Source organism: Kitasatospora griseola (assembly GCF_044999035.1).
Classification (GTDB): Bacteria; Actinomycetota; Actinomycetes; order Streptomycetales; family Streptomycetaceae; genus Kitasatospora; species Kitasatospora griseola.
On the sequence record NZ_CP173360.1, the window covers coordinates 2,355,497 to 2,381,078 of the forward strand.

Genomic DNA, 25,582 nt, shown 5'->3' on the forward strand with positions numbered 1-25,582 from the left:
GCCGGACGGGCATCCGCACGCCCGCTGGCCGCTTCACAGGTTTGAACGCATGAGCCGAAACCACCCGTCCGGGAACAGCTGCGATCGCGACCGGCGGGCCACGACCCCGACCGACAAACCGCCCCGGACGTCCTCGACGCGGACGCACCGATCGCCGCCCGTCGGGCCCTGAACTCAGGCGGTTGTCAGCACTGCGAGCGGCGGCCGCACAGGCTCCCAGTCAGCGACTCGCCCAGCACGGCCTGGACCTGCGACGACATGCAGTCTTTTATCGAACGCTTGCGCTACGGCTACCGTGTACTCACGATGTGACGACGATGCGCCGGCGAAGGCCTCAACTCGCGTACGGCCTTTACGGGATGATCAATACGAGCGTCCCGCACGCTCGACGACAGTGCCAGCGGTATCGAACAAGAGTGGGGGATGGTCGAGTCCGATGATCGACGAGTTCGACGGGATGTACGAGACGTTCAAGGCGCTCCTGGAGTCGTTCCCTCCTGCCGAAGCGGTGAAGCGCCTGGAACAACTCGGCATCAGCGCGACCATCGTTGAGCAGATCCGCGAGCGGCACGAGCAACAGACGATCCGAATCAGGGAGCTCGAGGAGCCACACGCCGTGATCATGGGCAACCGCGACACCTGGTATACAGGGCCACAGCCCAAGGACAGGTGCTGGCCGGCGATCGAGAACCTGCTGCGAAAGGACGGCTGGTCCGAGGAGCCCGCAATCCGGAGCCTTGATGACTCCTCCACCCGGGTGATCTCACTGTTGAACCACCCGAAGGAAAAGGCATTCGCCACCCGGGGCCTCGTGGTCGGCTACGTGCAATCCGGCAAGACCACCAACTTCACCTCGGTCGTGGCCAAGGCTGCAGACCGCGGCTATAAGCTGTTCATCATCCTGGCCGGCGTCCACAACGGGCTCAGGCGCCAGACCCAGGCGCGACTGGCGCAGCAGCTGGTGGAGCAGAACCCCTCGATGTGGTCCCAGCTGACCGGGCTCGACAAGGACTTCACACCCCGGGAGAACCCCGCTTCGTACTTCGGACGCAGCAACAGGACCCGGGTGTTGTGCGTGGTGAAGAAGAACGCGACGGTGCTCCGCAAGCTGGCCACCTGGCTCGAAGAGGCATCGGAATATCTCGAGGACTGCCCTGCGCTGATCATTGATGACGAGGCCGATCAAGCTACGGTGGCAACGAAGTCGATCAACCCGCTGATCCTGCAGATCATGAGTCACCTGCCGAAGTCGGCCTATGTCGGGTACACGGCCTCGCCGTTCGCGAACCTGCTGATCGACCCCAGCGCCGAGGACCTCTACCCGAAGGACTTCGTCGTCAATCTCCCCAAGCCGGTGGGGCACTTCGGCACCGAAGTCCTGTTCGGCCGGTACGCCCTTGACGGCGAGGATCCCGAGCAGGTCGACGACGGCTACGACATGATCAGGTCGGTCCCTGAGGGGGATGTCCCCGCCGTACGCCCCGAGACCAAGGCCGATGTCGAAGGCTTCGAACCGATCATCACCGACACCCTCCGCCAGGCGGTCGAGTACTTCTGGCTGGTCACGGCCGCCCGACGCATTCGTGGTACTGGGAATCAGCACAACACCATGCTGATCCACACCAGCGTCAACACTGCGGTGCACAACAGTTTCAAAAGGCCCATGGAGCATCTGCGCGACCGGGCCGCACACGCGTTGACCGTCGCCGACCCCGTCCTCCTCGCACGGTTGCGCGACCTGTGGGAGACGGAGACAGCATGCGTTCCGGCCGGCGACTTCGGTGAGACCAAGGTGCCATTCGAGCAGCTGCTGTCCGAGCTGCCCGGAGTACTGGACAGTTGCCGCATCATCATGGACAACTCCAGCAGCGAGGACCGTCTCGACTACGAGAACGGCCCGGTCGTGGCGATCGCCGTGGGCGGAAACACGCTCTCCCGCGGACTGACGCTCGAGGGCCTGTCGGTCAGCTACTTCGTCCGTGCCGTCTCGGCCTACGACACACTGCTGCAAATGGGCCGGTGGTTCGGCTTCCGCAACGGATACGCAGACCTGCCACGGATCTGGATGACGGACGAGTTGGCGGAGTGGTTCCGGCATCTGGCCACTGTCGAGGCCGAGATGCGCCGCGACATCGACATCTACATGACCGAGGCGGAGAACCCGCTCACCTTCGCCGTACGCCTGCGCACACATCCCGCCCTGCGGGTTACCGCAGCCGCAAAGATGCGTAACGCAATCACGGCGGCCTCGTCCTACGGCGGCAAGCGGGTGCAGACCCACTACTTCCACACCAACGCCGACTGGCTGCGCCAGAACATCCGAGCCGCACGCGAGTTGGTCACCACCGCCACCACGAGCGTGGTGAAGGTGGAGGGACGTCCTGACGGCAGCCGATACGTCTTCCGCGATGTGCCGTACGACCTGGTGATCGACTTTTTGGCGGCGTACAACTTCCACGAGAAGTCCCAGGAGAACGACGCCGACCTGATCATCGACTACATCCGGAAGCGGGTCTCGACTGCGGGATCGCTCACCCGGTGGAACCTCGCGATCATCGGCACCCCCCAGGGGGAGGAGTTCATCTTTGCCCCCGGCATCAGTGTCGGGCGAATCAGTCGCGCCCGCCTGGAACTCCCCAATGCCGCTCCGGACTTCGCCGATATCAAGACGCTGATGAGCCGTCCGGACGCCGCAGTCGACCTGACGGGAGAGACCGGGAAGCTGACCGAGAAGGGGATTATGGACGAGCGCCGCCGGCAACTCCCCGACACCGGTCTGCTGGTTCTCTATCCGATCGACAGGTTGTCGGAACCGAGTCCGTCCAAGAAGCTGCGTGCGCCGCTGAACGCAGAGGAGCACGTCATCGGCGTCGGCCTGGTCTTCCCGGAGCCTCGACACGGCGACAGCACAGTCGAGAAATACATCTCTGCCGACCTGTCCGGTGTTCGACTCGAGGACGAGGACTACAGCATCCTCGACGGTGAGGACTTGTGAACGACACCGAGCTCCGCAGTATCGTCGAGGAGCTATGGTCCGCCTTGGAGGCCGAACGGACAACCGGTGAGCGCCATCTGCGCGTCGCGGAGCTGCCTGTGGGGACCGAGAACGGGCCGTTGGCCGTGGCCGTCGACCACGACGGGTTTCGCCATGTTCTCGTACCAATACCCCCCTCCCGCAAGGTCCGATCAGGCATGGACGGGCCCGTGCTCAGACTGCACAAGCGGCCACTCGAGGACGCGGAGACCTACCGTACCTACGCCGATCTCGCCTGTCTGAGTGTCGACTTCGGGGACCTCTTCACCGAGCTGTGCGTCGACATTCTGAGCGCCGTGGAGGAGTTGCCGGAAAGCCCGGTCAAGGCTCTCTACCGTGTGCTCGACAGGTGGAAGAAGCTGTTTCGCACACAATCGCCACCGTTGGGGCCGGAAGAACTCGCCAGCCTGTTCGGTGAATTGACGGTGCTTAACCGACTTCTCCGGAGGGACCCGAGTGCGCACCGCTTCTGGCGCGGGCCTGACAGGTATCGCCACGACTTCCTCTCAGGAACCACGGCCCTCGAAGTAAAAACGAGCACGGGCAGCGAGGGCCGAAGGGCACGGATCCACGGGCTCGACCAGCTCGAGGCACCGGACGACGGGCTGCTCTGTCTGGCGTGGCTCCGCCTTCACCGCGCCGATGCGAACGGTGCCGGAGCCACGGTCACCGAAACAGCAGAAGAGGCGCTTCGACTCTGCGACGACGAAGCCGCATTGCTCGAAATGCTGGCACGGGCCGGCTACCTTCTCTCCGACGCCCACTGCTACGGCAACGTGAGATTCGCCGTACATGAGGAGAGGTGGTACCACGTCGGCACCGGCTTCCCCGGACTCACCGGCCGAGCACTCCTCGCGGCCGGTGTTCCGGTGTCGGTCCTCGATGTCGAATACACCATCGACCTCTCCGGTACGGCTCCCGCCCCCATGATGATCGACGGGGTCACCCAGGTGATCGACAGCATGATTCAGGAGTCCGTGTGATGGAGCCCCGCTGGCATTCCCAGCCCTATCCGCCGGAAGGCGCGAGCGCAGCCGAAGGTATCCGGAACCAGCTCGGACGCCCGGAGCTCGACCTGCTCACGATCTTGGTGCGCGAGTCCGCCCAGAACAGTTGGGACGCCCGTGTCATGCCGACGTCCACCCCGGTCGACTATCGGATCGACATGTGGACAGTCGGTGCGGCGCGCGCCCAAACATGGCGGAATCTGCTACTCAACGGCGCCCCCGCTGCATCCGAGCAGTTTCCGCTGCGCGAGACACTCAGGCCCGGCCCAATACGGGTCCTGGCAGTGTCCGACCGCGGCACCCGAGGATTGGGAGGCCCGACGCGCGCCGACGACGCGGTGGGATCTCAGCGCGATTTCGTCTCTTTCATCCGCAACATGGGCGAACCGCGCGACACCGCACTGGGCGGTGGCACGTACGGATTCGGGAAGGGCATCTTCTATCTGCTCTCCAAACCCGGAACAATCTTGGTCCACTCTCGCTGCCGGACCGTGGAGGGCGGCTACGAGACCCGGCTCATCGGCTGCACGCTCTGGAAGAGCTATGTGGCCGCCGGGGCTCAAGGTGAACGGCGCTACACCGGTCGGCACTGGTGGGGCGACCTCTCCGACGACGTCGTCGAGCCGCTGGTCGGACCTGCAGCAGAAGCCGTCGCTCAACAATTGGGCCTCAAGCCCTTCGAGCCCCAGGAGACCGGGACGACCATTGTCGTCGTCGATCCGAACCTGGACGAGCTCGCACCAGCCGCTGCTGCCGACTATCTGGCCGACACCATCGCGTGGCACCTCTGGCCCAAGATGATCTCCACCGACGGCAAGCCCGCCACAATGCATTTCTCTGTCACGTGCGACGGCGTGGAGCACCGTGTGCCCGACCCGAGGGAGACCCGCCCACTCAGTCTTTTCGTCGCAGCCTACGAGATGATGTCCGGTCCGGACGGCCGCGATCTGGAATGCAGTCGGCCCAAGCGGCATTTGGGGCGCCTCGGGCTGGTAAAGAGGATCATGCCGCCACTGGAACCGACCCACGCCTCCCGCATGCTCGACATCGAGAACCTCGTCCACCACGTCTGTCTGATGCGTCCGGCAGAACTCGTCGTCACCTACCGCCCCGGGCCCAAGCCACCCAGTGAGAACCAGTGCTACGCCGGGGTCTTTCGGGCGGACGAATCCATGGACGAGATCTATGCGAAAGCCGAGCCGCCCACACATGACGCGTGGAACCCGCAGTCGCTGGACCGGCCGGAAAGCACCTTCGTCCAAACGACCTTCCGGCGCATCGGCGAATCGTTGGAAGACCTGCTCTCGCTCGGCGGGGTCGCCCGTCCAGGGGCCAGCCACGTCGCACTGGGCGCCGCCAGCTCCCGATTCTCCGGACTGGTAGGTGGGGCGTGGGGCATCGGCGGATCCACTTCCTACTCCAAGCCCGGCAGTACCGCCGTACCTGTTGCCCGGCAGGGGAGGGAGCGCGAGCAGATCAAGCAGCCGACGGCTTCCGGGGCGGCCCCATCGGGCGATCCCGATACCGCTCGACACACATTCGCTGGTGAAAGCGCCGAAACCGGCACCGCAAATCGGCGCCCGCGTGTGCAATACGTCGGTGAGCCGTATTACGACGATCTGGGTGACGACTCGGTGCTGGTCCAGGAATTCCGGCTCCCGGTGCCGGGGCCGCAACAGGTACGGATCGATCTGGCAGTAACGCTTTCCGGCACAGGTGGCCGGGAGACCGATCCGCCTGTTGGAGCGAGTATGCCCCTACTTCTGGGTTGGGAGGACGGCGACGGCCTTCTGCACACCGATGAGGTGTGCCAGATCAACGGCGGTGAAGCCGTCTGGCGCGCCCTCGTACGGCCGGCCGCGGACACCATGACGGAGATCGGCGTCAGGGCCGAAGCGGTGAGGAACCGGTGACCCGCCGCGTTCTTCCCTATCGTGTCCCGTCCACGGATGTCGTCACAGTCGAGCCGTGGCTGCTGGTGACCTCGGACGGCGAGGTCCCAGCCCCCAAGGCCCTGCCGGACTGGGACTACCACATGGACCTGCATCTACGTAGGACGGTGCGTGTTGACCTGGATCGAGCACGATCACAATCCGGTCTCCCAGCCGACACCGCACTCACGCTGGCCGTGGTGTGGACAGCCACCGGCTCCAACCTGGGTGGACCGGCGGAACGTCTACGCCTGACCGGTGGCGGCACGGTCACCGCGAAACTCGACTTTCTGCTGCGCGGCGCCGGCCTGGGGGGGCTGGTCCTTCTCGACACAGCCCTCGTCCTGAGCGAGCGGCGCATCGACGGCCTCCCCGCGTCACCTCGCAGGGCGGGCTCCGTCCTGTGGAGCGACCGGGAGGCCCTGCGCCTCCAGGGCGACGCCCCACAGTTCCCCATTGCCGTGATCGACTTTGGCCGGACTTCCTTCCCGGACGACGCGGCATGGCACCTCCAGATCAGCGGGAGCTTGGAGAGCGCCACAATGGGATCCCTCCTTCTACTCGTCAACGAGCGGAACACGATCACCACCACGGCGTTCGAGAACGCGGGCAAGCCACGTCCGATAGACCGGGTGATTCTCTCCGCGGTCTATGCGGACGTGGCACGGATCATGATCGAGTACGCGCTCAGCGAGATCGACTTCGACAGTGATGCCGAATTCCCCGACGGCTCGCTGGGGGCCACACTGTTGGGCCTGTTCGACCGGCTCTTTCCCGAGCAGTCGATCACAGACATCGGTCTGCGCCGACGACGGTCACCAGCACTGTTCGCCTCCGACCTGCAAGCAGCCGTCAAGATCTTCGAGGTATGACGTGAGCTTCCTCTACCCACGTTTGCTCGCCGGGCAAGCGGCACCGCTGTTCGAGGAATATCGGGATTTGGCGATCGCCGAGCTGACCGGCCGGGCCGCCACCTCGCACAACTCGGCGGTCTATGTCGCGACTGGCGGTGACCGGATCCCTGCCGACCGGCTCCGGGAACTCCGCACGGGCATCGTGGACCTCGCGAAGAACGCAGGATTCCCCGATGACTCGGACCGCGTGCGCAACGCCGAGTTCGATCTCCGCCTTGCCGCGCTGCTGCACGCCGAGATGGGAATGGTGCCTGCCGAGGCCGCCGCCCGGGACGTCTGGGCCTTTCTCGCCCTGGTCCTGCTCCCGGACATCGCTTTCTGGCGCTACCCGCAGCCGCCCGGAGACCGTGTCCTGGGCACGGACCTCACCCGGCACGTCTTCGGCCGGCTGTGGTGGCGTGCCCAACTCGTGCGTGCCCCCGACGATCCCGAACCGTACGGTGCTCTCAGGATCCTGGGTGAGGCCGCTTTCGACCAGATCTATGCCCGCCGCGCCGCCCTCGGTGGAAGCCCACAACTGGTCAGGGCCATTCTCCGGGTATGGAAGGACCTTAACCTCACTGGCCTCAACGAACGCGACTCACTTCGCGACTTCCTCAAGAGGCTCCTCCGCCTCGCTCCGTTCGTCCTCTTCGACGGCATCGACGAGCAGGCCCTCGATGCCGAACTGCGGGCCGTGGCCATGGAATCGGTGACGGCGCTACGACGAACGATATCCGTGAAGAACGGCCAGCCGGAGCCTCCCGCCAACGTGCTGTCAGTACCGAGCTTGCACCGAACCGTGCCCCTTTCGCAGCCCACAGGCCGATTGGCAGCGACAAGTCGTCGCAAAGAACCCCGGCGGTTCACTTCTCTGGAGATCTGCGCCGGAGCGGGTGCTCAAGCACTCGGGCTCGAACTCGCAGGCTTCGATCCGGTCGTACTGATCGACCGCAACGCCAAAGCCTGTGCCACCATCAGCCTCAATCGTCCGCACTGGAACGTGCAGTGCCGCGACCTAGTCGGGTTCGACCCGGCAACAACCCACGTGGACCTGCTCAGCGGCGGTCTGCCGCGGATCAAGTCCGCAGCATCGGGACACCGGACCGACGACACCGAGGCGCGCGAGGTACTCACGGCGGCCCTTCGACTCGCCATACGCATCCGACCTGGGGCGATCCTCCTGGAGAATCTTCCCGACCTCGTCGACAGCCCGGCCTTCGCCCTCGACCGTTCCTGGATCGAGTCCGAGCTCGCCCGAGCCGGCTACCGACTCCACTGGGCGGTCCTGGACGCCGCAGACTTCGGGGTTCCCCAGAATCGGAAAAGTGGATTCCTCGCTGCTCTCCGCGAACCGCACAGTTCGGCCTTCCGCTGGCCGCAACCCACCAGTCAACTTGCCCCCACAGTCGGTGAAGTTCTCAGGACATCCATGGCCGGCAACGGATGGCAGTGGGCCGGGGAATGGGCCGCACGAGCCGATCGCCCGGCACCGGCACTCGTAGGTGGCTCGGAGAACCGAGGCGGGGCGGACCTCGGTCCGACGGGGAGCAAGCGGGCCTGGGCAGCCCTGGGCGTCAACGGCAACAGCCTCGCCGACGAGCCTCCGGGCCCGGATGCCCCGCCCGACTTCCAACCCAAACTCACGGTGCGACAGGCGGCAACGATCCAGGCGATCCCCGACCACTGGCATTTGGTCGGCGGCAAAACAGCCGAGTACCGTCAGGTCGGTCATGCTCTGCCGCCGCCCCTTGCCGAGGCCGTTGGCCGCGCGTTGGCCCACGCCCTCGATGCGAGCTAGGAGAATCCGAAGCAGTTCGAGCAACAGCCCCCATGCCCGCCGCTGTCCCACACCCGCCGGCTAGCATGGGACCGACCCTGAGTCCGTGACCTGGCAAGCAACGGGAGACCGGTGCTCGCCTTCCCTCCGTCGTGCAAGGAATCCGCGTGCCCACGCCCTTCAAGATCATCGATTTGTTCGCCGGCCCCGGAGGACTGGACACGGCAGCAAAGGCGTTGGGTGTCCCCGTGGTCACGGGCATCGAATGGGACAAGGATGCCTGCGCCACTCGCGACGCGGCTGCCCTTCCGACTGTGTCCGACGACGTCCGCAAGTACCGACCGTCGCACTTCCGGGAAGCCAACGTGCTCGTCGGCGGCCCGCCCTGCCAGACCTTCACCGTTGCCGGAAACGGTGAAGGCAGGGCGGCTTTGGATCAGGTACTTGAATTCGCCAGGCGATACGCCGGGGTGCAGCCGGGCCGGTATGCCGAGGAATTCGCCGCGATCCGACATGATCTCGGGGAACTCAGCGACGAACGGACCGGGTTGGTTCTGGAACCGCTGCGATGGGCCCTCGAGGCACTCATCGACGGCCTGCCCTACGAAGCCATCGTTCTGGAGCAGGTTCCTGCGGTACTCCCGGTCTGGCAGGCTTTCGGAAGGATCCTTGAGAGCAAGGGCTACGCGGTCGCCGAACCCAAGGTCCTTCACACCGAGGAATTCGGTGTGCCCCAGACCCGCCGCCGTGCCGTTCTCATCGCTCGGTGGGCCGGCGAGAACTCCCTACTCGTCGGAAACCCACTGCTTCCCGACCCGTCGCACCGGCGCTACCGCAAGGGCGTCGGCCGTCATGCCGGGGACCTGGATCGTCTGCCCTGGGTCACTATGCAGGAGGCGATGGGACGCAACGACCTCTTCGAAGTCGTGTCCAACTACGGCACCGGCGGAGACCCCAGAGCGCGTGGGCGACGGCGGTACGACCAGCCTTCGGCAACCGTGACCGGCAAGGCCTCACGCAACAAGCTGGTGTGGGGGGAGCAGCCTCTGGGAACCTTCTCCCTTCCCGAACTGGGCGTCCTTCAGACCTTCCCGCTCGACTATCCGTGGCGGCGCAAGAACGGCGACACCGTGGACACCAGGGGCGCTCGCAGCGTCATCGCCCAGCAGATCGGAAACGCCGTACCGCCACGGCTGGGCATGCACATCCTCGCTTCGGCGCTCGACATCGGCCGCGACGATCTGGAAGCCGCGATCAAGCTGCACTACGACTACTGATCTGGTCGAGCTGCGTCGCGCCGCTGTCCACCAGGTCATCGCGCGACGCCGCTGAACAACCGCGCGAATCTGCACCCCCGAATGTCGTAGGGCCGGCGGATACTGGCGACATGCCGCCCACCGCGTCCTCGCTGTCCGTCGCCGCCCGGATGAGCCGCCAGTCCTCCCGGGACACCGCCCAGGAACTCGCGGTCCGGCGTCTGCTGTACGCCTCGGGCCTGCGCTACCGGGTCAACGCCAAGGTCCCCGGCCTGCCGCGCCGCACCGTGGACATCCTCTTCCTCGGCCCACGCGTCGCGGTCTTCCTGGACGGCTGCTTCTGGCACGGCTGCCCCGATCACGCCACCAGCCCCAAGGCCAACGCCGAATGGTGGCGCACCAAGCTCGACCGCAACATCTCCCGCGACCACGAAACCACCGCCCACCTCACCGCCGAGGGCTGGACCGTCCTCCGTTTCTGGGAACACGAATCCCCCGAGGAAGTCGCCCACACGGTCGCGGAGTTGGTCCGGTCCCGCCGTTCCCGTCCGGCCCGGCCGTCGCATTCGTAGCGGCCCAAGTGCATTGCGGCCCCGCCCGGGAGTTTCGGGCGGGGCCGCCGTTTGCGCGGCCGTTACTGCTCGCGTGGGGCCGGGGCGTAGCCGGCCGGGTGGGTGGTGAAGGTGCCGCGGCCCTGGGTGCGGCTGCGCAGGGCGCCGGCGTAGCCGAAGAGTTCGGCGAGGGGGACGGTGGCGGTCAGGGCTGCGTCGGTGGCGCCGCGGGGGGCGGAGCCGTGGACGCGGCCTCGGCGGGCGGAGAGGTCGCCGAGGACGCCGCCGACGGTGTCCTGCGGGACGGTCGCGGTGACGTCCACCACGGGTTCCAGCAGGACCGGGCTGCCGCGCCGCAGGGCCTCGCGCAGGGCGAGCCGGCCGGCGGTGCGGAAGGCCAGGTCGGAGGAGTCCTTGACGTGGGTCGCCCCGTCGGTGAGGGTGACCCGGACCCCGGTGACGGGGTGGCCGAGCGGGCCGTCCGCGAGGGCGTCCCGGCAGCCCGCCTCGACGGCCTGCACGTACTCCTGCGGGACCCGCCCGCCGGTGACGGTGGAGCGGAACTCGAAGCCGTCCGTGCCGGGTTCGCCGAGCGGTTCGACGTCGACCACGATGTGCGCGAACTGCCCTGCGCCGCCGTCCTGTTTGACGTGCCGCAGGACGAGCCCGGCGACCGCGCGGGAGAGCGTCTCGCGGTAGGCGACCTGCGGTCGGCCGACGGTGACCTCCAGCCCGAGCCGGCGGAGCTTCTCCACCGCCACCTCCAGGTGCAGTTCACCGAGGCCGGACAGCACCCGCTGCCCGCTCTCCGGGTCGGTCCCGACCACCAGGGACGGGTCCTCCTCGGCGAGCCGGAGCAGCGCGACCGCCAGCCGGTCGGTGTCCACCGAGCGGCGGGCCTCGACCGCGACGGTCACCACCGGGTCGGCGGCGACGGCCGGTTCGAGCGCCAGCGGGGCGCCGGGCGCGCACAGCGTGGTGCCGGCCCGAGCGGCCTTGGGCCCGACGACGGCCACGATGTCGCCGGCCACCGCAGTGTCGGTCTCGGTGTGCCGGTCGGCCTGCACCCGCAGGATGCGGCCGATCCGCTCGGTGCGGCCGGTGCGCGCGTCGAGCACGGTGTCCCCCTTCCGTAGGGTGCCGGAGTAGATCCGCAGGCTGCTGAGTCGACCGGTGGTGCTCGCGTTCACCTTGAACACCAGTGCCGCCAAAGGCTGTTCGGCATCGGCCGGACGTTCCTGGACGGCGCCCTGCCAGTCGCCGCGCACCGGCGGGACGTCCAGCGGCGACGGCAGGTACGCCGTCACCGCGTCCAGCAGTGGTTCGATGCCGCGGTTGCGGTACGCGGAGCCGCACAGCACCACCACCGCCTGTCCGTCGGCGGTGAGTTGGCGCAGCGCGGCCGCGAGGCTGTCCGCGCCGAGGGTGCCGGTGGCGCAGTACTCCTCCAGCGCCGCCGGGTGCAGTTCGGCCACCGTCTCCGCCAGTGCCTGCCGTCGACGTTCCGCCTCGGCCGCCAACTCGGCGGGCACGTCGGAGACTTGTACGCCTTCGGCACTGCCGGCGCCGTCCGGCCAGGTGAGTGCGCGCAACCGGAGCAGGTCGACCACGCCGGTGAAGTCGCCCTCCCGGCCGATCGGCAACTGCACGGCCAGCGGCACCGGGTGGAGCCGGTCCCGGATCGAGGCGACCGCCTCGTCCAGGTCCGCACCGGGCCGGTCCATCTTGTTGACGAACGCGATCCGCGGCACGCCGTGCCGGTCGGCCTGCCGCCACACCGACTCGCTCTGCGGCTCGACGCCCGCGACGGCGTCGAACACCGCCACCGCGCCGTCCAGCACCCGGAGCGAACGCTCCACCTCGTCGGCGAAGTCCACGTGCCCCGGCGTGTCGATCAGGTTCAGCCGGTGGCCGTCCCAGTCACAACTGACTGCCGCGGCAAAGATGGTGATGCCGCGGTCGCGCTCCTGCGGGTCGAAGTCGGTGACGGTGGTGCCGTCGTGCACCTCGCCGCGCCGGTGGGTCGCCCCGGTCAGGAACAGGATGCGCTCGGTGACGGTGGTCTTGCCGGCGTCCACGTGCGCGAGGATGCCGAGGTTGCGGACGGAGACGGTGCTGGTGGTGGCGAGGGTGAGGTCGGTGCGCATGGCCCGATGCCTTTCGGAGGTGGATCCTGAAATGGGCAGCGCGATTCACCGGAGCAGCCGAGCAGCACCCCCGCGCCCCGGGCCCGCACGTGCACCGCGGCGCAGCGCGACGCAGTACATGGGCGGTGGGGCGGCCCGCCGACAGTACGTCGGCGCGACCGTGCGACGCCGACAACGGGCGTTCACAGCAGGGGGAATCGGGTGGAGCTCGCGGTCCTCTACCGGCGCCGGCCGCGCAGCGGGCGCCGGCCCGCCGAGGACACCAGGATCACCTCGAACCGCGACGGGGGAACGACAACAGCGGCGCTACGCACGACTGTTCCCTCCCTCTTCTGATCACGGTCCACCCGGCCGGCCATCCGGCCCGGGCGCCTTTCGGCTCGCCGAGTCTAGGTGCGTCCGATCTCCGCCGTCACCCGGAATTTCGCTCGCCGATCCAACGACGCGCGCGGACGGGCGAATTGACGTGGCATCAGTCCCAGACGATCGATCGGATCGTCATTCCGGTCGGCACCGGCGGCACGTCCAAACAGTCGTCGACCAGGCCGGTCACCACGCCGCTGGACTCCCAACCGGCCGTCCAGGACTCGCAGTTCGCGGCGTCCGCGCTGGTGCACACGGCGACGGCCTCGGCCAGCACCTCGGACAAGTCCAGTGTCTCCGGGTGGAGTTGGACCCGCACCCAGGCCACGTCCGGCCGCTCGGCGATCCGGGCCAGGCCGGCCGCCAACTCGGCCAGTGGCGGCCGACCGTAGCCCCACTGGTTCGGCGCCAGCGAGTCCTCGACGGTGTTGCCCTCGAAGAACTCGGCCAGGGTGAGCAGCGGCAGCACGCCCTCCGGGCCGGCCCGCCCGATGACGTCCTCAACAGGAATCATGCCGCCGATCCTGCCTGCCGCCACCGACACAGTGCCGACCCGGCAACGGGTGCGGCGGCCCCGGCCACCCACCGCCGAAGCCGCCGCACCGCCAAAACCACCAAGGCCACCGCACCGCGGAACCGCGCCACGAGAGCCGGCGCGTTCCGGCCTCAGACCAGCAGCCCGTTCCGCTTCACGTACCAGGTGTGGAGGCCGATCATCGCGCCCAGCACGACCAGCCACTGCAGCGCGTTCACCAGCGGCACCGCGCCGATCGGCAGGGTCATCGCGAAAGCGACCCGGATCAGGGCGTCCAAGGTGAAGCCCGTGCCCCACAGCACTGTCAGCAGCCGGATGTGGCGGCGGAAGGTCTGGTCGTGGTCCCACTGGCCGATCCAGGCGTCCGCGCCCACCGGGCCGATCTTGGCGGCGACCACCGTCCGGGCCGCGCCGAGCGCCCAGGGGCGGCGGGTCAGCAGACTGCCCAGGATCCACAGGCCGATCACCCCGAACACCCAACTGTCGCGCACCAGCAGCACCCTGGGGCTGCCCGTCACCGCCGACAGCAGCGCGCCCACCGCGATCAGCAGCAGCGTGAACACCGGCATCGCGTCCAGCCGGCGGTTGCGCACCAGCCCGAGGATCAACCACGGCAGTGCGGCCAGACTGCTCAGCGTGATCGCCAGCCACTGGCCGGCGCCGAACCCGAGCAGCGTGTAGTACGCAGCGAGCGGGATCGCCAGCTCGAAAACCAGCGACTTGGCCGCCTGCCGCAGACCGCGTGCCTGCCGCTGCTTCGGCGTCGAGTCGTCCCCCGCCAGCGCCGCCCAGTCCACCTGCCCGTCCGCCGTCCTCGGCAACTCGGCCGGCCCACGACCGACCGCACTCCCACCGGCCGCTCCCTCAGAGGCCTCAACTCCCGCCTCCGCCGGGCCCGTTCCCCCCACGACCGCCCCCACCGCGCCCGCGCCCACACCCGTCGCCATGTCCGCCCCCGTCACTGTGCCCGTCTCCGTCCCCGCCACGTCCGTCCCCGCCACGTCCGCCCCCGCCACGTCCGCTCCCCTCACCCCGGTGGCCGCCGCATCCGGCGCCGCCACATCCGGCCCCACCCGTCCGGATCGTCGCTCGTTCATGCGTCCTCCCCCGGCAGCCGGTGCACTTCCATGCAGATCTCCGCCGGGCGCACCGCCCGGTCGAACAGGTCGGCCAACTCCCGTGCGCTGGTGGCCACATCCATCTCCGGTTCGCGCAGCACGCGGACCAGGACCGCGTCGATCGCGCCCCGGATCGCCGTCACCAGCACCTTGGCGTCGAACTGGCCGTACTCGCCCTCCGCCTGGGCGGCGCGGACCACGTACTCCTGAAGGTCCATCACCGTCCGTCGCCCGGCCGCGAACTCGCCGTCCGTGTCGTCGCCCTGGCCGTTCAGGATCTCCACCAGCGCGGCCAGCTCCCGCGGGTGCGCGGCCGCCAGCTGGACGTTGGACTCGATGTACGCGCGAAGGCGCGGCCGCGGGCCCACCGCAGCCTCGATCCGCGGCCGCATGTACGCCTCGGAGACCCGCAGGACCTCCGCGACCACCTCGCGCAGCAGGTCGTCCTTGCCCTTGAAGTGGTACGAGATCATCCCGGTGCTGCTCAGCCCGGCGTGCTTGGCGATCCGCGCGAACGAGGCCTTGGCGTACCCCGCGTCGGCGATCACTTCGATGGCCGCCTCGACGATCTGCCGGCGCCGCGCCGATTCGGTGAACGTGCGCCCCACGGAGCACCCCTCTCTGCTCGCCCGAGCCAGCCCTTGCTCGCCCGAGCAAAAAGGTAGCGCTGTTTGCTCACATGAGCAAGAAGTTGTCCGGACGAGCAAACGATCGATCGAACGCATGGACCGCGACGCGGGACCACGACGCAGGATCACGAAGCAGGACCACAACACGCAGGGCCACAACGCAGGGCCACAACGCAGGGCCACGACGCACGTCGGCCCCGGCCAACAGGCAGCCGGGGCCGAGCGCAGTGCGGAGCAGGACTCAGGTAGCAGGGCTCAGAGCGTGACCACCTGCCGCTCGCCGGCCTCGACGGCGACGGTGAGGCGGTTGCCGGGCGGCGGGAACGGGCAGATGAAGTGGTCGGCGAAGGCGCAGGGCGGCAGGAAGGCCCGGTTGAAGTCGAGCACGGTGTTCCCGTCGGCGTCCGGTGCGGGCAGCGTGACGAACCGGAAGCGGTAGGTCTCCCGGCCGCTGGTGGTGTCCGCGATGACGGCGCTGAGCGGGCCGCCGGACCCGCTGACGGTCAGCGTGTGCTCCTCGCCGCCCAGCGTGAAGGCGACCTGGCCGGCGACGGTCATCGGGCGGGCCCGGCCGTCGGCGTTCTCCACCATCAGGTCCTGCGTGCCGGTCTCGAACGGGGTGAACACGGCGGGCACCGCCCAGTCGGGCGCGTACGGGAAGACCGAGATCCCGGCGTACGCGGCCCGGCGCGGCGCGGCGGGGTCGAAGACGCGGAGGGCGAGTTCGCCCTCGCGCTCGATCGGGACCAGTCGCAGCCCGTCCAGCACCGCGATCTGCGCGCCCGGGTCGGTGTCGGGGCGCAGCGCGACCCGGCCGGTGGCCTCCTGCTGCTCGCCTTCGAGTCGGACGCTGTCGCCGGCGGCGAGCTCGGCGCACACGACGCCGCTCTCGGCCCACCAAGTCCCGGGCAGGCCGGGCAGTTTCGCCGGTTCGGGCTCCAACCAGTGGGTGCCGGTCAGCGCGAGCGGGCCGTGCGGGGCGCTGACCGCGGCGCTCCGGGACTCCGTCCAGTGCTGCCACGCCTCGGCTGCGGTGTCGGTCATCGGACTGCCTCCAAGTGGGGCTCTGGTTCGGGCACTTGCGTCAATCGCAGGACGGACGGGGCTTCCGTGGGCCGGGTCAGCGCCCGGCGAGCGGGCGGAACAGACCCTCCTGCATCACGGAGACCACCAACTGCCCCTTCCGGTCGTAGATTTCGCCGCGGGCCAGCCCGCGCGCACCGTGGGCGATCGGCGACTCCTGCCGGTACAGCAGCCAGTCGTCGGCCCGGAACGGGCGGTGGAACCACATCGCGTGGTCCAGCGAGGCCATGTCGAAGTTCCGTTCGCCCCACAGGGGTTCGACGGGGGCGCGGACGGCGTCCAGCAGGGTCATGTCGCTGGCGTAGGTGAGCGCGCAGACGTGGATCAGCGGGTCGTCGGGCAGCGGGCCGTTGGTCTTCAGCCACACTCCGCTGCGGGCCTCGACGCCGTCGAGTTCGTCGCGGCTCCACTTGAGCCGGTCCACGTACCGGATGTCGAAGGGCTGGCGGCGGCTGATGAACGGCGGGAGTTCGCCCAGCCGGGAGCCGACCTCGTCCAGCGCGCTCGGCAGGTCCTCGGGGGCGGGGACGTCCGGCATCGGGAACTGGTGCTCGATGCCGCCGGGTTCCGGCTTGTGGAAGTCGGCGGTCAGCGCGAAGATCGACCGCCCGCCCTGGATGGCCAGCACCCGGCGGGTGGTGAAGGAGCGTCCGTCCCGGAGCCGGTCCACCTGGTAGACGATCGGGACGCCGGGAACGCCGGGACGCAGGAAGTAGGCGTGCAGCGAGTGCACCGGCCGGTCCTCGTCCACCGTGCGGCCCGCCGCGACCAGCGCCTGGCCGGCGACCTGCCCGCCGAAGGTGCGCTGCAGCGCCTCCTCGGGGCTGCGGCCGCGAAAGATGTTCAGCTCGATCTGCTCCAGGTCGAGCAGGTCGACGAGCTGGTCGACGGGGGTTCCCATGTGTGTCGCTCCCTCTCCCGGCGGCCGGGCGGGGCTGGGTGTGCCGCCGGTCGCCGTGTTCCGTCCAGCACAAGTCTCCGCGCCCGCCGGGAATTCCCGCCCTCCGGCACGCCCGCGAGCCCCACGGCCCGACCCGCGCCGACCGCCGCCGGACACGCAGCGTGCACCGCAGGCTGCAACAGTCCGAGCACCCACCACCCGGGAACGGCCGCCCGAGGACCGCGACCGGCGACCGGCGACCGGCGACCTGCTGCACCGGACCGGGCTGCCGCACCGTTACGCCACACCCGGCTGCCGCACCGTTACACCAGACCCGACTGCCGCACCGTGATGTTCAGCCGCCCCACCAGGCCGAGGTCCGGGTCGGCGGTGCCCGGCAGCGTCCGCACCACGCCGTGGTACGCGAACCGCATCAGGCCGCCGAACACCAGCAGGTCGCCGCTGCGCAGCTCCAGATCCGTCCACGGGCGCGTCCTGGTCTCGGTGTTGCCCAGCCGGAACACGGCGCTGTCACCCAGCGACAGCGACACCACGGGCGCGTTCACCCGCTCCTCGCGATCCAGGTGCAGGCCCATCTTCGCGCCGTGCGGGTAGTGGTTGACCGCCGCCACGTCCGGCGCGTAGTCGGCCGCGCCCTCGACCTCGCCGATCCCGTCGCCGTACGCCTCCGCGACCGCCCGCCGGGCCAGCTCCCCGAGCTGCGGCGGGAACGCCTTCACCGGCGCGCCGTCCCCGTCCACCACGGTGCGGGCGTACCCGTACGGGTACCAGTGCCAGCCGAGGCACACCGTCCGCACCGACATCTGTCCGCCGTTCGGCATCATCACCGTCCGCATCCCCGCCGGCGGCCGCGCCCACTCCCGGCACGCGTCGACCAGCTCCCGCTGCTCGGCCGCCCCCAGCCACCCGGGCACCAGCACCACCCCGGGCGCCGGTTCCTCGCGCTCGCGCCCGAACAGCTCCCCGACGAACACCCCACCACCGCTCACCCCTCCATGCTCCCACCGGCCCACCCGCCCCGAGCCCCCTTCACCGCAACCCGCCCCGCACCCGCCGCCCCGCATGCGGCGGCCCCCGTCCCGTCCGACCCTGGGGGGAGGGGTGTTGCCGGTTGGCGCAGGAGGCGCGATGCATCCGCTGGAGTTCCGGGTGGTGAACCTTCCCGAGGAGTCGTCGCACCAGGTGGCGGTGCTGGTGCTCGGGCAGCACCGGGCGGTGCTGGTCGGTACGGGGCTGCGGCTGACGGACGGGCGGCGGCTGGAGCGGGAGGTGGCGTCCTCGGGGCGACGGTTGAGCGCCGTGCTGGTGCCGGACTTCGCGCCGGAGTACTGGCTGGCGGCGGAGGTGCTCCGCGACGCGTTCCCGGAGGCCCGGTTCCTCGCGCCCGCGCCGGTCCTGGCACGGATCGAGCGCGATCACCGCGAGGTCCGCGCCGCCTGGGCCGGTCTGGGGACGGAGCTCCCCACCCGGCTGGTCGACCTGGAGCCGCTGGCCGAGGACGCAGTGGAGCTGGAGGACCACCGGCTGGAGCTGCGCGGCGCGTCCCTCGGCCTGCCGGACCGGCACTACGTGTGGGAGCACCGCAGCCGGACGCTGTTCGGCGGTCCGCTGCTGTGGCTGAACGTCCACCCGCGGCTCGCCGACGCCCCGCACGCCGCCGAGCGCACCGCGTGGATCGACCTGCTGGACGAGATCGCCGCCCTCGACGCCCAACTCACCGTCCCGGGCCACCGCCACCTCACCGACCAGCCCCCGAATCCGGACGGCGCCCCCGACCCGATCGCCTGGACTGGCGACTACCTGCGCGCCTTCGAGACCGAGCTCGGCAAGCCGGTCGCCCCGGACGCCGTCGAGGCCGCCCTGCTCCGGCGCTACCCGTCCGCCGCGCTGCCCGCCACCGTGGCCCCGAGCGTCCGCGCCGCCCTCGCCCACCCCTGAGACCCGCCCCGGAGACCCGCCCCAGAGACCCGCCCCGGAGCTCCGGCCCGGAGATCCGGCCCTGGAGCCCCCCCGCCGGCGCCGCCCGCAGCAGCAGCAGCAGCACGAGAACGGCGGAAGCCGCCACCCCGGCAGCGGGGTGGCGGCTTCACGCCGACAGGAGGGGATCAACGGATCCCCGGGGAAGCGGAGCTTCCGGGGGTGTTTCAGACGGACAGGACCTGGCCCGGGAAGATCAGGTTCGGGTTGCCGCCGACGACACCGGTGTTGTTGTTGTACAGGCTGTGCCAGTCGACGCCGAGGCCGGCGGCGATCTTGGACAGGGTGTCGCCGGACTTGACGGTGTAGCTGCCCTTGGCGGTGTTGGCGGCCGCGGCCGGCTTGTCCTTCGGGGCCTGCTTCGGGGCGTCCTGCTTGGCGGGGGCGCTCTCCTGGGCCTTGGGGGCCTGGGTGCGGGTCTCGGAGCGGGAGGCCTTGGCGGAGGTGTCCGCGGCGGCGGTGTTCGACTTCGAGGAGGTCGACGAGGACGACGCCGAGGAGTTCGACGAGGTCGACTTCGAGGTGGAGGTCGAGGAGGAGGAACCGGCGGAGGTGTCGACCTGGGCCGGGGTGCCGCCCTTGGTCAGACCGGCCTTGACGGAGCACACCGGCCAGGCGCCGGGGCCCTGGGAGGCGAGCACCTTCTCGGCGACGGCGATCTGCTGCGCCTTGGTGGCCAGGTTGGCCTGCGCGGCGTACGCGGTGCCGCCGAACGCGGCCCAGGTGGAGGAGGTGAACTGCAGGCCACCGTAGAAGCCGTTGCCGGTGTTGATCGACCAGTTGCCACCGGACTCGCACTGCGCGACCTTGTCCCAGGTCGCGACGTCGGCGGCGGAGGCCGAGTTGGCCGTGACGAGGCCGGCCACCGGGGCGGCGAGCAGGGCGCCGCCGACGACAGCCGCGCGGATGCGGTTGCGCTTGGAGGCGGTGGTGGCAGCGGCGGTCTCGTTACGGAAGGTCATGAGATTCCTCTCGACATCCCCGGGATGGGCAGGCGGAACCAGGCCCTGTGCAGGGCCGTGTTCGCTCGCCAAGTCCGGTGGGCGGCCGTGCACGTGTCGGACGTGCCGCTGCCGCCCCGGCCACCTGTCCGCATCCCCGGCGGCGGCTGGCTGCCGTCGCGCCGGTGGCGCAGGATCCGGATCCGGGGTGAGCCGGGCGGACCGTGCGTCGGGGGTGAACCCGGGAGGTGCTCGTTGCACCGGCCATGAACCTACGAAGCCGGTGTGCGGGCCGCCAAACGTTTTCGGGTTTTCCCAGGTCAACGAAGGGTTACCGGCGGTATCGATCAAGTAAGCGAAGGATAAATATCCCTTTTGTCCGCTTTTCCCAAGATCGCTCCATACGTGAATATGGTCCCGGTCACAGTTTGGCCGGTGTGAGGTCGGGCACAGCGTCGACAGATAGCGACGCCCCGCGCACACAGGGCAGTCAGAAGCCGCGCAAATCCCGTCGTCCGACCGCCGACCCGTGACCCCAGCCACAACCCCCCGTTGGTAATGGCGGTCGGCGCGCCCCGCGCCGCGCACCCGGAGAGTCCCGCCGGGCGCATCCAGATCGTCAGGGCGAAACGAGGAGTCTTTGTGCCGCGCATGCTTGAGGTGAGCGAGGACGTACGCGCCGAAATCGGCGACGACGAGGCCGACAGCCTGCTGGCGGGAGCCCACGCCCCGGACTCGTACGACTGCACCTCGTGCCGACAACCGGGCGACTCGCTGCGCGAACGCACCAGCACGGTGCTGTTCGTCGGTGAGGAGACCGCGGTGCTGGCCTTCGCGCACGCCCGCTGCATCCCGTCCCAGGTGGTGCCGGTGGACGAGCAGCAGCTGCGCGGCGCCGTCGCCTCGATCAGCCAGGGCGGCGGCGCCACCGTCCCCGAGCCGGCGATCCCCGTCCAGGCCGCACCCGCCGCCCCGGCCCCCCAGGTCTCCCCCGCCGCCCTGGTGACGATCCCGGAGCCGATCAACCCCTCGCCGCCGGGCCGGCCGCAGCCCGCCGTGCTCGGGGTGACCTGCGGCATCGTGCTGTGCGGCGACACCCAGCACGCCGCGCTGGTGATCGAGCCGACCGGGCCGGTCGGCCGGCCGGGCAGTTCGAGCGGCGAGGACGAGTTCCTGTCGCTGCTGACCGAGCACGGCTTCCAGCTGGTCCAGGACGTCAACCGGGCGCCGGCCCGGCCGCGGGCCGGCTGGTCGGTGCTGATGGCGATGGGGCAGCTGCACGCGATCCTGCAGCCCTCGGCGACCGGCGGCTCGGCCGCCTGGTGGCAGGCCCACCAGGCGCTGCAGGTCACCCCGGCGTGGCGGGCGGCGGCGGCCCGCAAGTCCGAGGTGGTCATGTTCGCGGTGCCGGCCGGCGCGGTCGGCCGCCAGCCCCGCGAGGACCTGCTGCGGGTGGCCCTGGACCGGGCCGCCGCCCGCGGCGTGCTGGCGGCGGGCACGCTGCCGCTGGCCGGCACCTGAGCGGGGGCGCGCCGATGACCGACCCCGTGAACGACCCGGCCGTCACCGACTCGTCCGACACCTCGTCAACCACGGCCCTCCGGAAGGAGGTTGAGGGGGCCCGGCGCGGTGGTCCGGCGATAGGACCGGGGGCGGCGCCCCCGCATCCCAAGCCGGTCTCGCTCGTTGGCTCCTACGTGTACAGCTACGACCTCGCCTCCCCCGGCCGTCCCTCCGCCCCCGCCGGCCGGTCGATCCCGAGCATGCGCCCGTCGTACGACGCGGAGCACCCGGTGTCGGCCACCCCGATCTACGACTCGCTGTACTCCGAGTACCGGCGGATGTTCCGGGCGCTGCCGGGCGACCGCTCCGGCGAGGAGGGGCTGAGGTTCACCGGCTTCGCGGTCCGCGAGCAGCAGCCGCGCGAGGTGGCGGCCGAGCGGCGCGAGCAGCCCGGGTACCCGCAGCACCAGTCCTTCGAGACGTACGCCGGGCAGGCCGGGGGCGGGCCGCAGTTCGTCCCCACGCCGGGGTCCGCCGCGCAGGCCAACGGCCAGGGCTGGGTGGCCTCCGGCTACCTCGGCCCGCCCCAGCAGGCCGCCGGCGCCCCGTCCGCCGCGGGCCCGGCGGGCGGGCGGCACCGCTCGGTGCTGTCGCTGCCGCCGGGCCGGGACGCCTGACCGGTCCGCAGACGGCTGTGGGCCGCGCGCACCCTTCGGTGTCCGCGGCCCACAGCCGTCCGTACGTCTCCTACTACTTCTTCTTGCGCTTCTCGCGCACCCGGACCGAGATCGAGATCGGGGTGCCCTCGAAGCCGAACTCCTCGCGCAGGCGGCGCTCGATGAAGCGGCGGTAGCCGGCCTCCAGGAAGCCGGACGCGAACAGCACGAACCGCGGCGGGCGGGTGCCCGCCTGGGTGCCGAACAGGACGCGCGGCTGCTTGCCGCCGCGGATCGGGTGCGGGTGCGAGGCGACCAGTTCGCCGAGGAAGGCGTTCAGGCGGGCGGTGGGGATGCGGGTCTCCCAGCCGGCCAGCGCGGTCTCGATCGCGGGGACGAGCTTCTCCATGTGGCGTCCGGTCTTCGCCGAGACGTTCACCCGGGGCGCCCACTGGACCTGCACCAGGTCGCGCTCGATCTCGCGCTCCAGGTAGAACCGGCGCTCCTCGTCGAGCTGGTCCCACTTGTTGTAGGCGATGACGACGGCACGCCCGGCCTCGACGGCCATCGAGATGATCCGGGTGTCCTGCTCGGCGAGGGTCTCGCTGGCGTCGACCAGGACGACCGCGACCTCGGCCTTGTCCAGCGCGGCGGAGGTCCGCAGCGAGGCGTAGAAGTCCGCGCCGGAGGTCAGGTGGACCCGGCGGCGGATACCGGCGGTGTCGATGAACTTCCAGGTCTTGCCGCCGAGTTCGATCATCTCGTCGACCGGGTCACGAGTGGTGCCGGCCAGCTCGTTGACGACCACGCGGTCCTCGCCGGCGACCTTGTTCAGCAGGCTGGACTTGCCGACGTTCGGACGGCCGATCAGCGCGACGCGGCGCGGGCCGCCGGGGGCCAGGCCGTCGCCGAACAGCTGCGGCGGGGCCTCCGGGAGCACCTTCAGCACGGCGTCCAGCAGGTCGCCGGAGCCGCGGCCGTGCAGCGCGGACACGGGGTACGGCTCGCCCAGGCCCAGCGACCACAGGTACGCGGCCTCGGCCTCGGTGGACGGGCCGTCGACCTTGTTGGCGCACAGCACCACGGGCTTGCCGGCCCGGCGGATCAGCCGGACCAGCGCGTCGTCGGTGTCGGTGGCGCCGACGGTGGCGTCCACCACGAACAGCACCGCGTCGGCCTGCTCGATGCCGAGCTCGGCCTGCGCGGCGACCATCGCGTCGAGGCCGAGGACGTCGATCTCCCAGCCGCCGGTGTCCAGCACCTTGAAGCGGCGGCCGGCCCACATCGCCTCGTAGCTGACCCGGTCACGGGTCACGCCGGGGCGGTCCTCGACGACCGCCTCGCGGCGGCCGATGATGCGGTTGACCAGGGTGGACTTGCCGACGTTCGGGCGGCCGACGATCGCCAGCACCGGCATCGGGCCGTGGCCGTCCAGGTCGGCGTCGACCTCGGAGGCGTCGAAGCCCTCCTCGGCGGCGAGCGCCATGAACTCGGCGTACTCGGCGTCGCCGAGCTCGCCGTGCTGGGCGGTCGTGTCGTTGCTCATGCTCTGTCTTCCATTTCCCGGCCCGGCCCTTCCCAGGGGCGGACCGTGCGTACCTGCCCGCGGGCAGCGCGAACCGCGCGGATCTCGCGCGGTCGGATCGTTCGGATCGTTCGGGGGGGTCTGGGGTCAGGCGGCGGTCAGGCCGGCCCGGTCCTCGACCAGGGCGGTGATCGTGCCGATCACCTGGTCGAGGGTGAGTTCACTGGTGTCGACCAGCTCGGCGTCCGCGGCCCGGGTCAGCGGGGCGGTCTCGCGGGAGGAGTCGGCGGCGTCCCGGCGGGCCAGGTCGGCGGCCATCGCGGTGATCGTCGCCTCGTCCAGGCCCTTGGCGCGCAGCTCGGCGGCCCGCCGCTCGGCACGGGCCTGCTCGGACGCGGTCAGGAAGACCTTCACGGTGGCGTCCGGGAACACCACGCTGCCCATGTCACGGCCCTCGGCGACGATGCCGCGGGCGGCGTGCGAGGCGCAGCCGCGCTGCAGCTCCACCAGCCGGGCCCGCACCGCGGGAACCGCGGCCACCGCGCTGACCTTGGCGGTCACCTCGGGGCCGCGGATCGGGCCGGACACGTCCTGGCCGTCCACGGTTATGGTCGGCCCGGCGGCGTCGGTGCCGGAGACGATGACGGGCTTGGTGCACGCGATCGCCACCGCCTCCGCGTCGTCCACGTCCACGTCGTTGGCGAGCATCCACCAGGTCATCGCCCGGTACATCGCGCCGGTGTCCAGGAAGCTCAGGCCCAGCCGCGCGGCCACTGCCCGCGACACCGTCGACTTCCCGGATCCCGAAGGCCCGTCGATGGCGACGACGACCGGGCTGTTCGACGCTCGGTCGACACTGTCCACGGGGCGAACCTCTCTCTCACGGCACCAGAACTCACCTCAAGGTTAATGGACTCCCGCCGTGCCCCGTCCCGGCCCCGCACGTGGTCAGTGGCAGTGGCCGCCCCTCCCGAGGGTCTCCACCGGCGACGCCCCCGGCCGGGTCCACTGCGGCACCGGCCGGCCGGTCGGCCCCCAGGTCGCCACGCCGTCGGCGTCCGTCCGCCAGAACCAGCCGATCGGCGCGCCGTGCCCGCCCACCGGCGACCCCGCGTCCGGCACCTCCGGCCAGCCCTCCGGAACGTCCTCCCAGCCCTCCCGGCGGCCGTACGGCGTCATGTCGAGCAGCGCCAGCGAACTGTTGATCCGCTCCGTGCCGCGACCGGTGGTGCTGTACGTGAGGAACACCCGGTCGCCGTCCCGCAGGAAGCACATCAGCCGGCCCATGTCACCGCCGATCGGCGCGGGCGCGTCACGCACCGAGAACCAGGGCTGGGTGTACCCCATGAACTCCACGTACGGAGCGACCTCCGCCCACGGGCCACTGGTCACCACTGCGAACGAGACGCCCCGGGCATTCAGGTACGCGGAGTCCCCCAGGTGCCACGCCACCATCGTGCAGCCCTCGCACTGCCCCTGGAACGGCGCCCCGTCCCACCACATGTGCTGGTACACGACCAGCTCGTCCCGCCCCTCGAACAACTCCCGGAACGCCACCGCCCCACCGGCCCCCACGACGACGGCCGCCCCGTCCACCTCCACCATCGGCAACGCCCTGCGAGCCGCCGCCAACGCGTCCCCCTCCCGGGTATGCGCCTTCTCCCGCACCAACACCTCCTGCCGAGCCGCCTCCCACGCCTCCATGCCCACGACCACCGGCCGCCCACCAGTCCCACTCACCACAGGCCCTCC

General features: G+C 70.3%; 21 protein-coding genes. 10 read left to right on the forward strand and 11 right to left on the reverse strand.

The window, feature by feature from the left end; genetic code table 11:
* Nucleotides 1–436 precede the first annotated feature (436 nt).
* The 7 genes from ACI1MP_RS10770 (at nucleotide 437) to ACI1MP_RS10800 (ending at nucleotide 10,473) form a co-directional block, all read left to right on the forward strand.
* A complete protein-coding gene (locus ACI1MP_RS10770; protein ID WP_404868542.1) occupies nucleotides 437–2,995 on the forward strand; it encodes a Z1 domain-containing protein in 2,559 nt (852 codons plus the stop codon).
* Nucleotides 2,992–4,017 (forward strand): PD-(D/E)XK motif protein, encoded by a 1,026-nt coding sequence (locus tag ACI1MP_RS10775; RefSeq protein WP_404868543.1) that lies wholly within the window; start codon nucleotides 2,992–2,994, stop codon nucleotides 4,015–4,017. The genes ACI1MP_RS10770 and ACI1MP_RS10775 overlap by 4 nt, the downstream gene beginning before the upstream one ends.
* Nucleotides 4,017–5,954, forward strand: coding sequence for a hypothetical protein (locus ACI1MP_RS10780; RefSeq protein WP_404868544.1), 1,938 nt, complete (start codon nucleotides 4,017–4,019; stop codon nucleotides 5,952–5,954). The genes ACI1MP_RS10775 and ACI1MP_RS10780 overlap by 1 nt, the downstream gene beginning before the upstream one ends.
* Nucleotides 5,951–6,844, forward strand: a complete 894-nt coding sequence (locus ACI1MP_RS10785) for a hypothetical protein (RefSeq protein WP_404868545.1) — start codon at nucleotides 5,951–5,953, stop codon at nucleotides 6,842–6,844. Before ACI1MP_RS10780 ends, ACI1MP_RS10785 begins: the two co-directional genes overlap by 4 nt.
* Before the next feature lies 1 nt (nucleotide 6,845).
* Complete coding sequence (locus tag ACI1MP_RS10790; RefSeq protein WP_404868546.1) at nucleotides 6,846–8,666, forward strand: DUF6339 family protein; 1,821 nt, start codon at nucleotides 6,846–6,848, stop codon at nucleotides 8,664–8,666.
* A 146-nt stretch (nucleotides 8,667–8,812) separates the two neighbouring features.
* The gene (locus ACI1MP_RS10795; protein ID WP_404868547.1) at nucleotides 8,813–9,922 is read left to right on the forward strand and encodes a DNA cytosine methyltransferase; all 1,110 of its coding nucleotides are present in this window, start codon (nucleotides 8,813–8,815) and stop codon (nucleotides 9,920–9,922) included.
* 110 nt (nucleotides 9,923–10,032) lie between these two features.
* The gene (locus ACI1MP_RS10800; RefSeq protein WP_404868548.1) at nucleotides 10,033–10,473 is read left to right on the forward strand and encodes a very short patch repair endonuclease; all 441 of its coding nucleotides are present in this window, start codon (nucleotides 10,033–10,035) and stop codon (nucleotides 10,471–10,473) included.
* A gap of 62 nt (nucleotides 10,474–10,535) precedes the next feature.
* Here the strand turns inward: ACI1MP_RS10800 and fusA are convergent, their stop codons facing one another.
* From fusA to ACI1MP_RS10835, 7 genes are all read right to left on the reverse strand, one after another.
* A complete protein-coding gene (gene fusA / locus ACI1MP_RS10805) occupies nucleotides 10,536–12,599 on the reverse strand; it encodes an elongation factor G (protein WP_404868549.1) in 2,064 nt (687 codons plus the stop codon).
* Nucleotides 12,600–13,071: 472 nt separating this feature from the next.
* On the reverse strand, nucleotides 13,072–13,476 hold the full coding sequence (locus ACI1MP_RS10810; RefSeq protein ID WP_404868550.1) for a hypothetical protein: 405 nt from the start codon (nucleotides 13,474–13,476) through the stop codon (nucleotides 13,072–13,074).
* A 152-nt stretch (nucleotides 13,477–13,628) separates the two neighbouring features.
* The gene (locus ACI1MP_RS10815) at nucleotides 13,629–14,294 is read right to left on the reverse strand and encodes a VC0807 family protein (RefSeq protein ID WP_404868551.1); all 666 of its coding nucleotides are present in this window, start codon (nucleotides 14,292–14,294) and stop codon (nucleotides 13,629–13,631) included.
* Between the two features lie 296 nt (nucleotides 14,295–14,590).
* The gene (locus ACI1MP_RS10820; RefSeq protein ID WP_404868552.1) at nucleotides 14,591–15,223 is read right to left on the reverse strand and encodes a TetR family transcriptional regulator; all 633 of its coding nucleotides are present in this window, start codon (nucleotides 15,221–15,223) and stop codon (nucleotides 14,591–14,593) included.
* Nucleotides 15,224–15,499: 276 nt separating this feature from the next.
* Nucleotides 15,500–16,288, reverse strand: a complete 789-nt coding sequence (locus ACI1MP_RS10825; RefSeq protein ID WP_380338851.1) for a DUF1684 domain-containing protein — start codon at nucleotides 16,286–16,288, stop codon at nucleotides 15,500–15,502.
* Nucleotides 16,289–16,364: 76 nt separating this feature from the next.
* Nucleotides 16,365–17,228 (reverse strand): acyl-CoA thioesterase II, encoded by an 864-nt coding sequence (locus tag ACI1MP_RS10830; RefSeq protein ID WP_100586060.1) that lies wholly within the window; start codon nucleotides 17,226–17,228, stop codon nucleotides 16,365–16,367.
* A gap of 302 nt (nucleotides 17,229–17,530) precedes the next feature.
* Entirely contained in the window at nucleotides 17,531–18,217 is a 687-nt protein-coding gene (locus ACI1MP_RS10835) for an alpha-ketoglutarate-dependent dioxygenase AlkB family protein (protein ID WP_380338847.1), read from the reverse strand.
* Between the two features lie 139 nt (nucleotides 18,218–18,356).
* Here ACI1MP_RS10835 and ACI1MP_RS10840 point away from each other — a divergent pair, with 139 nt between their 5' ends.
* On the forward strand, nucleotides 18,357–19,166 hold the full coding sequence (locus ACI1MP_RS10840) for an MBL fold metallo-hydrolase (RefSeq protein WP_404868553.1): 810 nt from the start codon (nucleotides 18,357–18,359) through the stop codon (nucleotides 19,164–19,166).
* 206 nt (nucleotides 19,167–19,372) lie between these two features.
* Here ACI1MP_RS10840 and ACI1MP_RS10845 read toward each other — a convergent pair whose 3' ends face one another.
* Nucleotides 19,373–20,167 carry a transglycosylase family protein gene (locus ACI1MP_RS10845; protein WP_100586057.1) on the reverse strand — a complete coding sequence of 265 codons (795 nt, stop codon included), beginning with the start codon at nucleotides 20,165–20,167 and terminating at the stop codon, nucleotides 19,373–19,375.
* Nucleotides 20,168–20,788: 621 nt separating this feature from the next.
* Here ACI1MP_RS10845 and ACI1MP_RS10850 point away from each other — a divergent pair.
* Complete coding sequence (locus tag ACI1MP_RS10850) at nucleotides 20,789–21,667, forward strand: hypothetical protein (protein WP_404868554.1); 879 nt, start codon at nucleotides 20,789–20,791, stop codon at nucleotides 21,665–21,667.
* Nucleotides 21,668–21,681: 14 nt separating this feature from the next.
* Entirely contained in the window at nucleotides 21,682–22,326 is a 645-nt protein-coding gene (locus ACI1MP_RS10855; protein WP_404868555.1) for a hypothetical protein, read from the forward strand.
* 73 nt (nucleotides 22,327–22,399) lie between these two features.
* On the opposite strand, the gene der is transcribed toward ACI1MP_RS10855, so the two are convergent.
* The 3 genes from der to ACI1MP_RS10870 form a co-directional block, all read right to left on the reverse strand.
* Nucleotides 22,400–23,851, reverse strand: a complete 1,452-nt coding sequence (der, locus tag ACI1MP_RS10860) for a ribosome biogenesis GTPase Der (RefSeq protein ID WP_404868556.1) — start codon at nucleotides 23,849–23,851, stop codon at nucleotides 22,400–22,402.
* Between the two features lie 126 nt (nucleotides 23,852–23,977).
* On the reverse strand, nucleotides 23,978–24,694 hold the full coding sequence (gene cmk / locus ACI1MP_RS10865; RefSeq protein WP_380338831.1) for a (d)CMP kinase: 717 nt from the start codon (nucleotides 24,692–24,694) through the stop codon (nucleotides 23,978–23,980).
* An 84-nt stretch (nucleotides 24,695–24,778) separates the two neighbouring features.
* The gene (locus tag ACI1MP_RS10870; RefSeq protein WP_380338828.1) at nucleotides 24,779–25,570 is read right to left on the reverse strand and encodes a DUF899 family protein; all 792 of its coding nucleotides are present in this window, start codon (nucleotides 25,568–25,570) and stop codon (nucleotides 24,779–24,781) included.
* Between the last annotated feature and the right edge of the window lie 12 nt (nucleotides 25,571–25,582).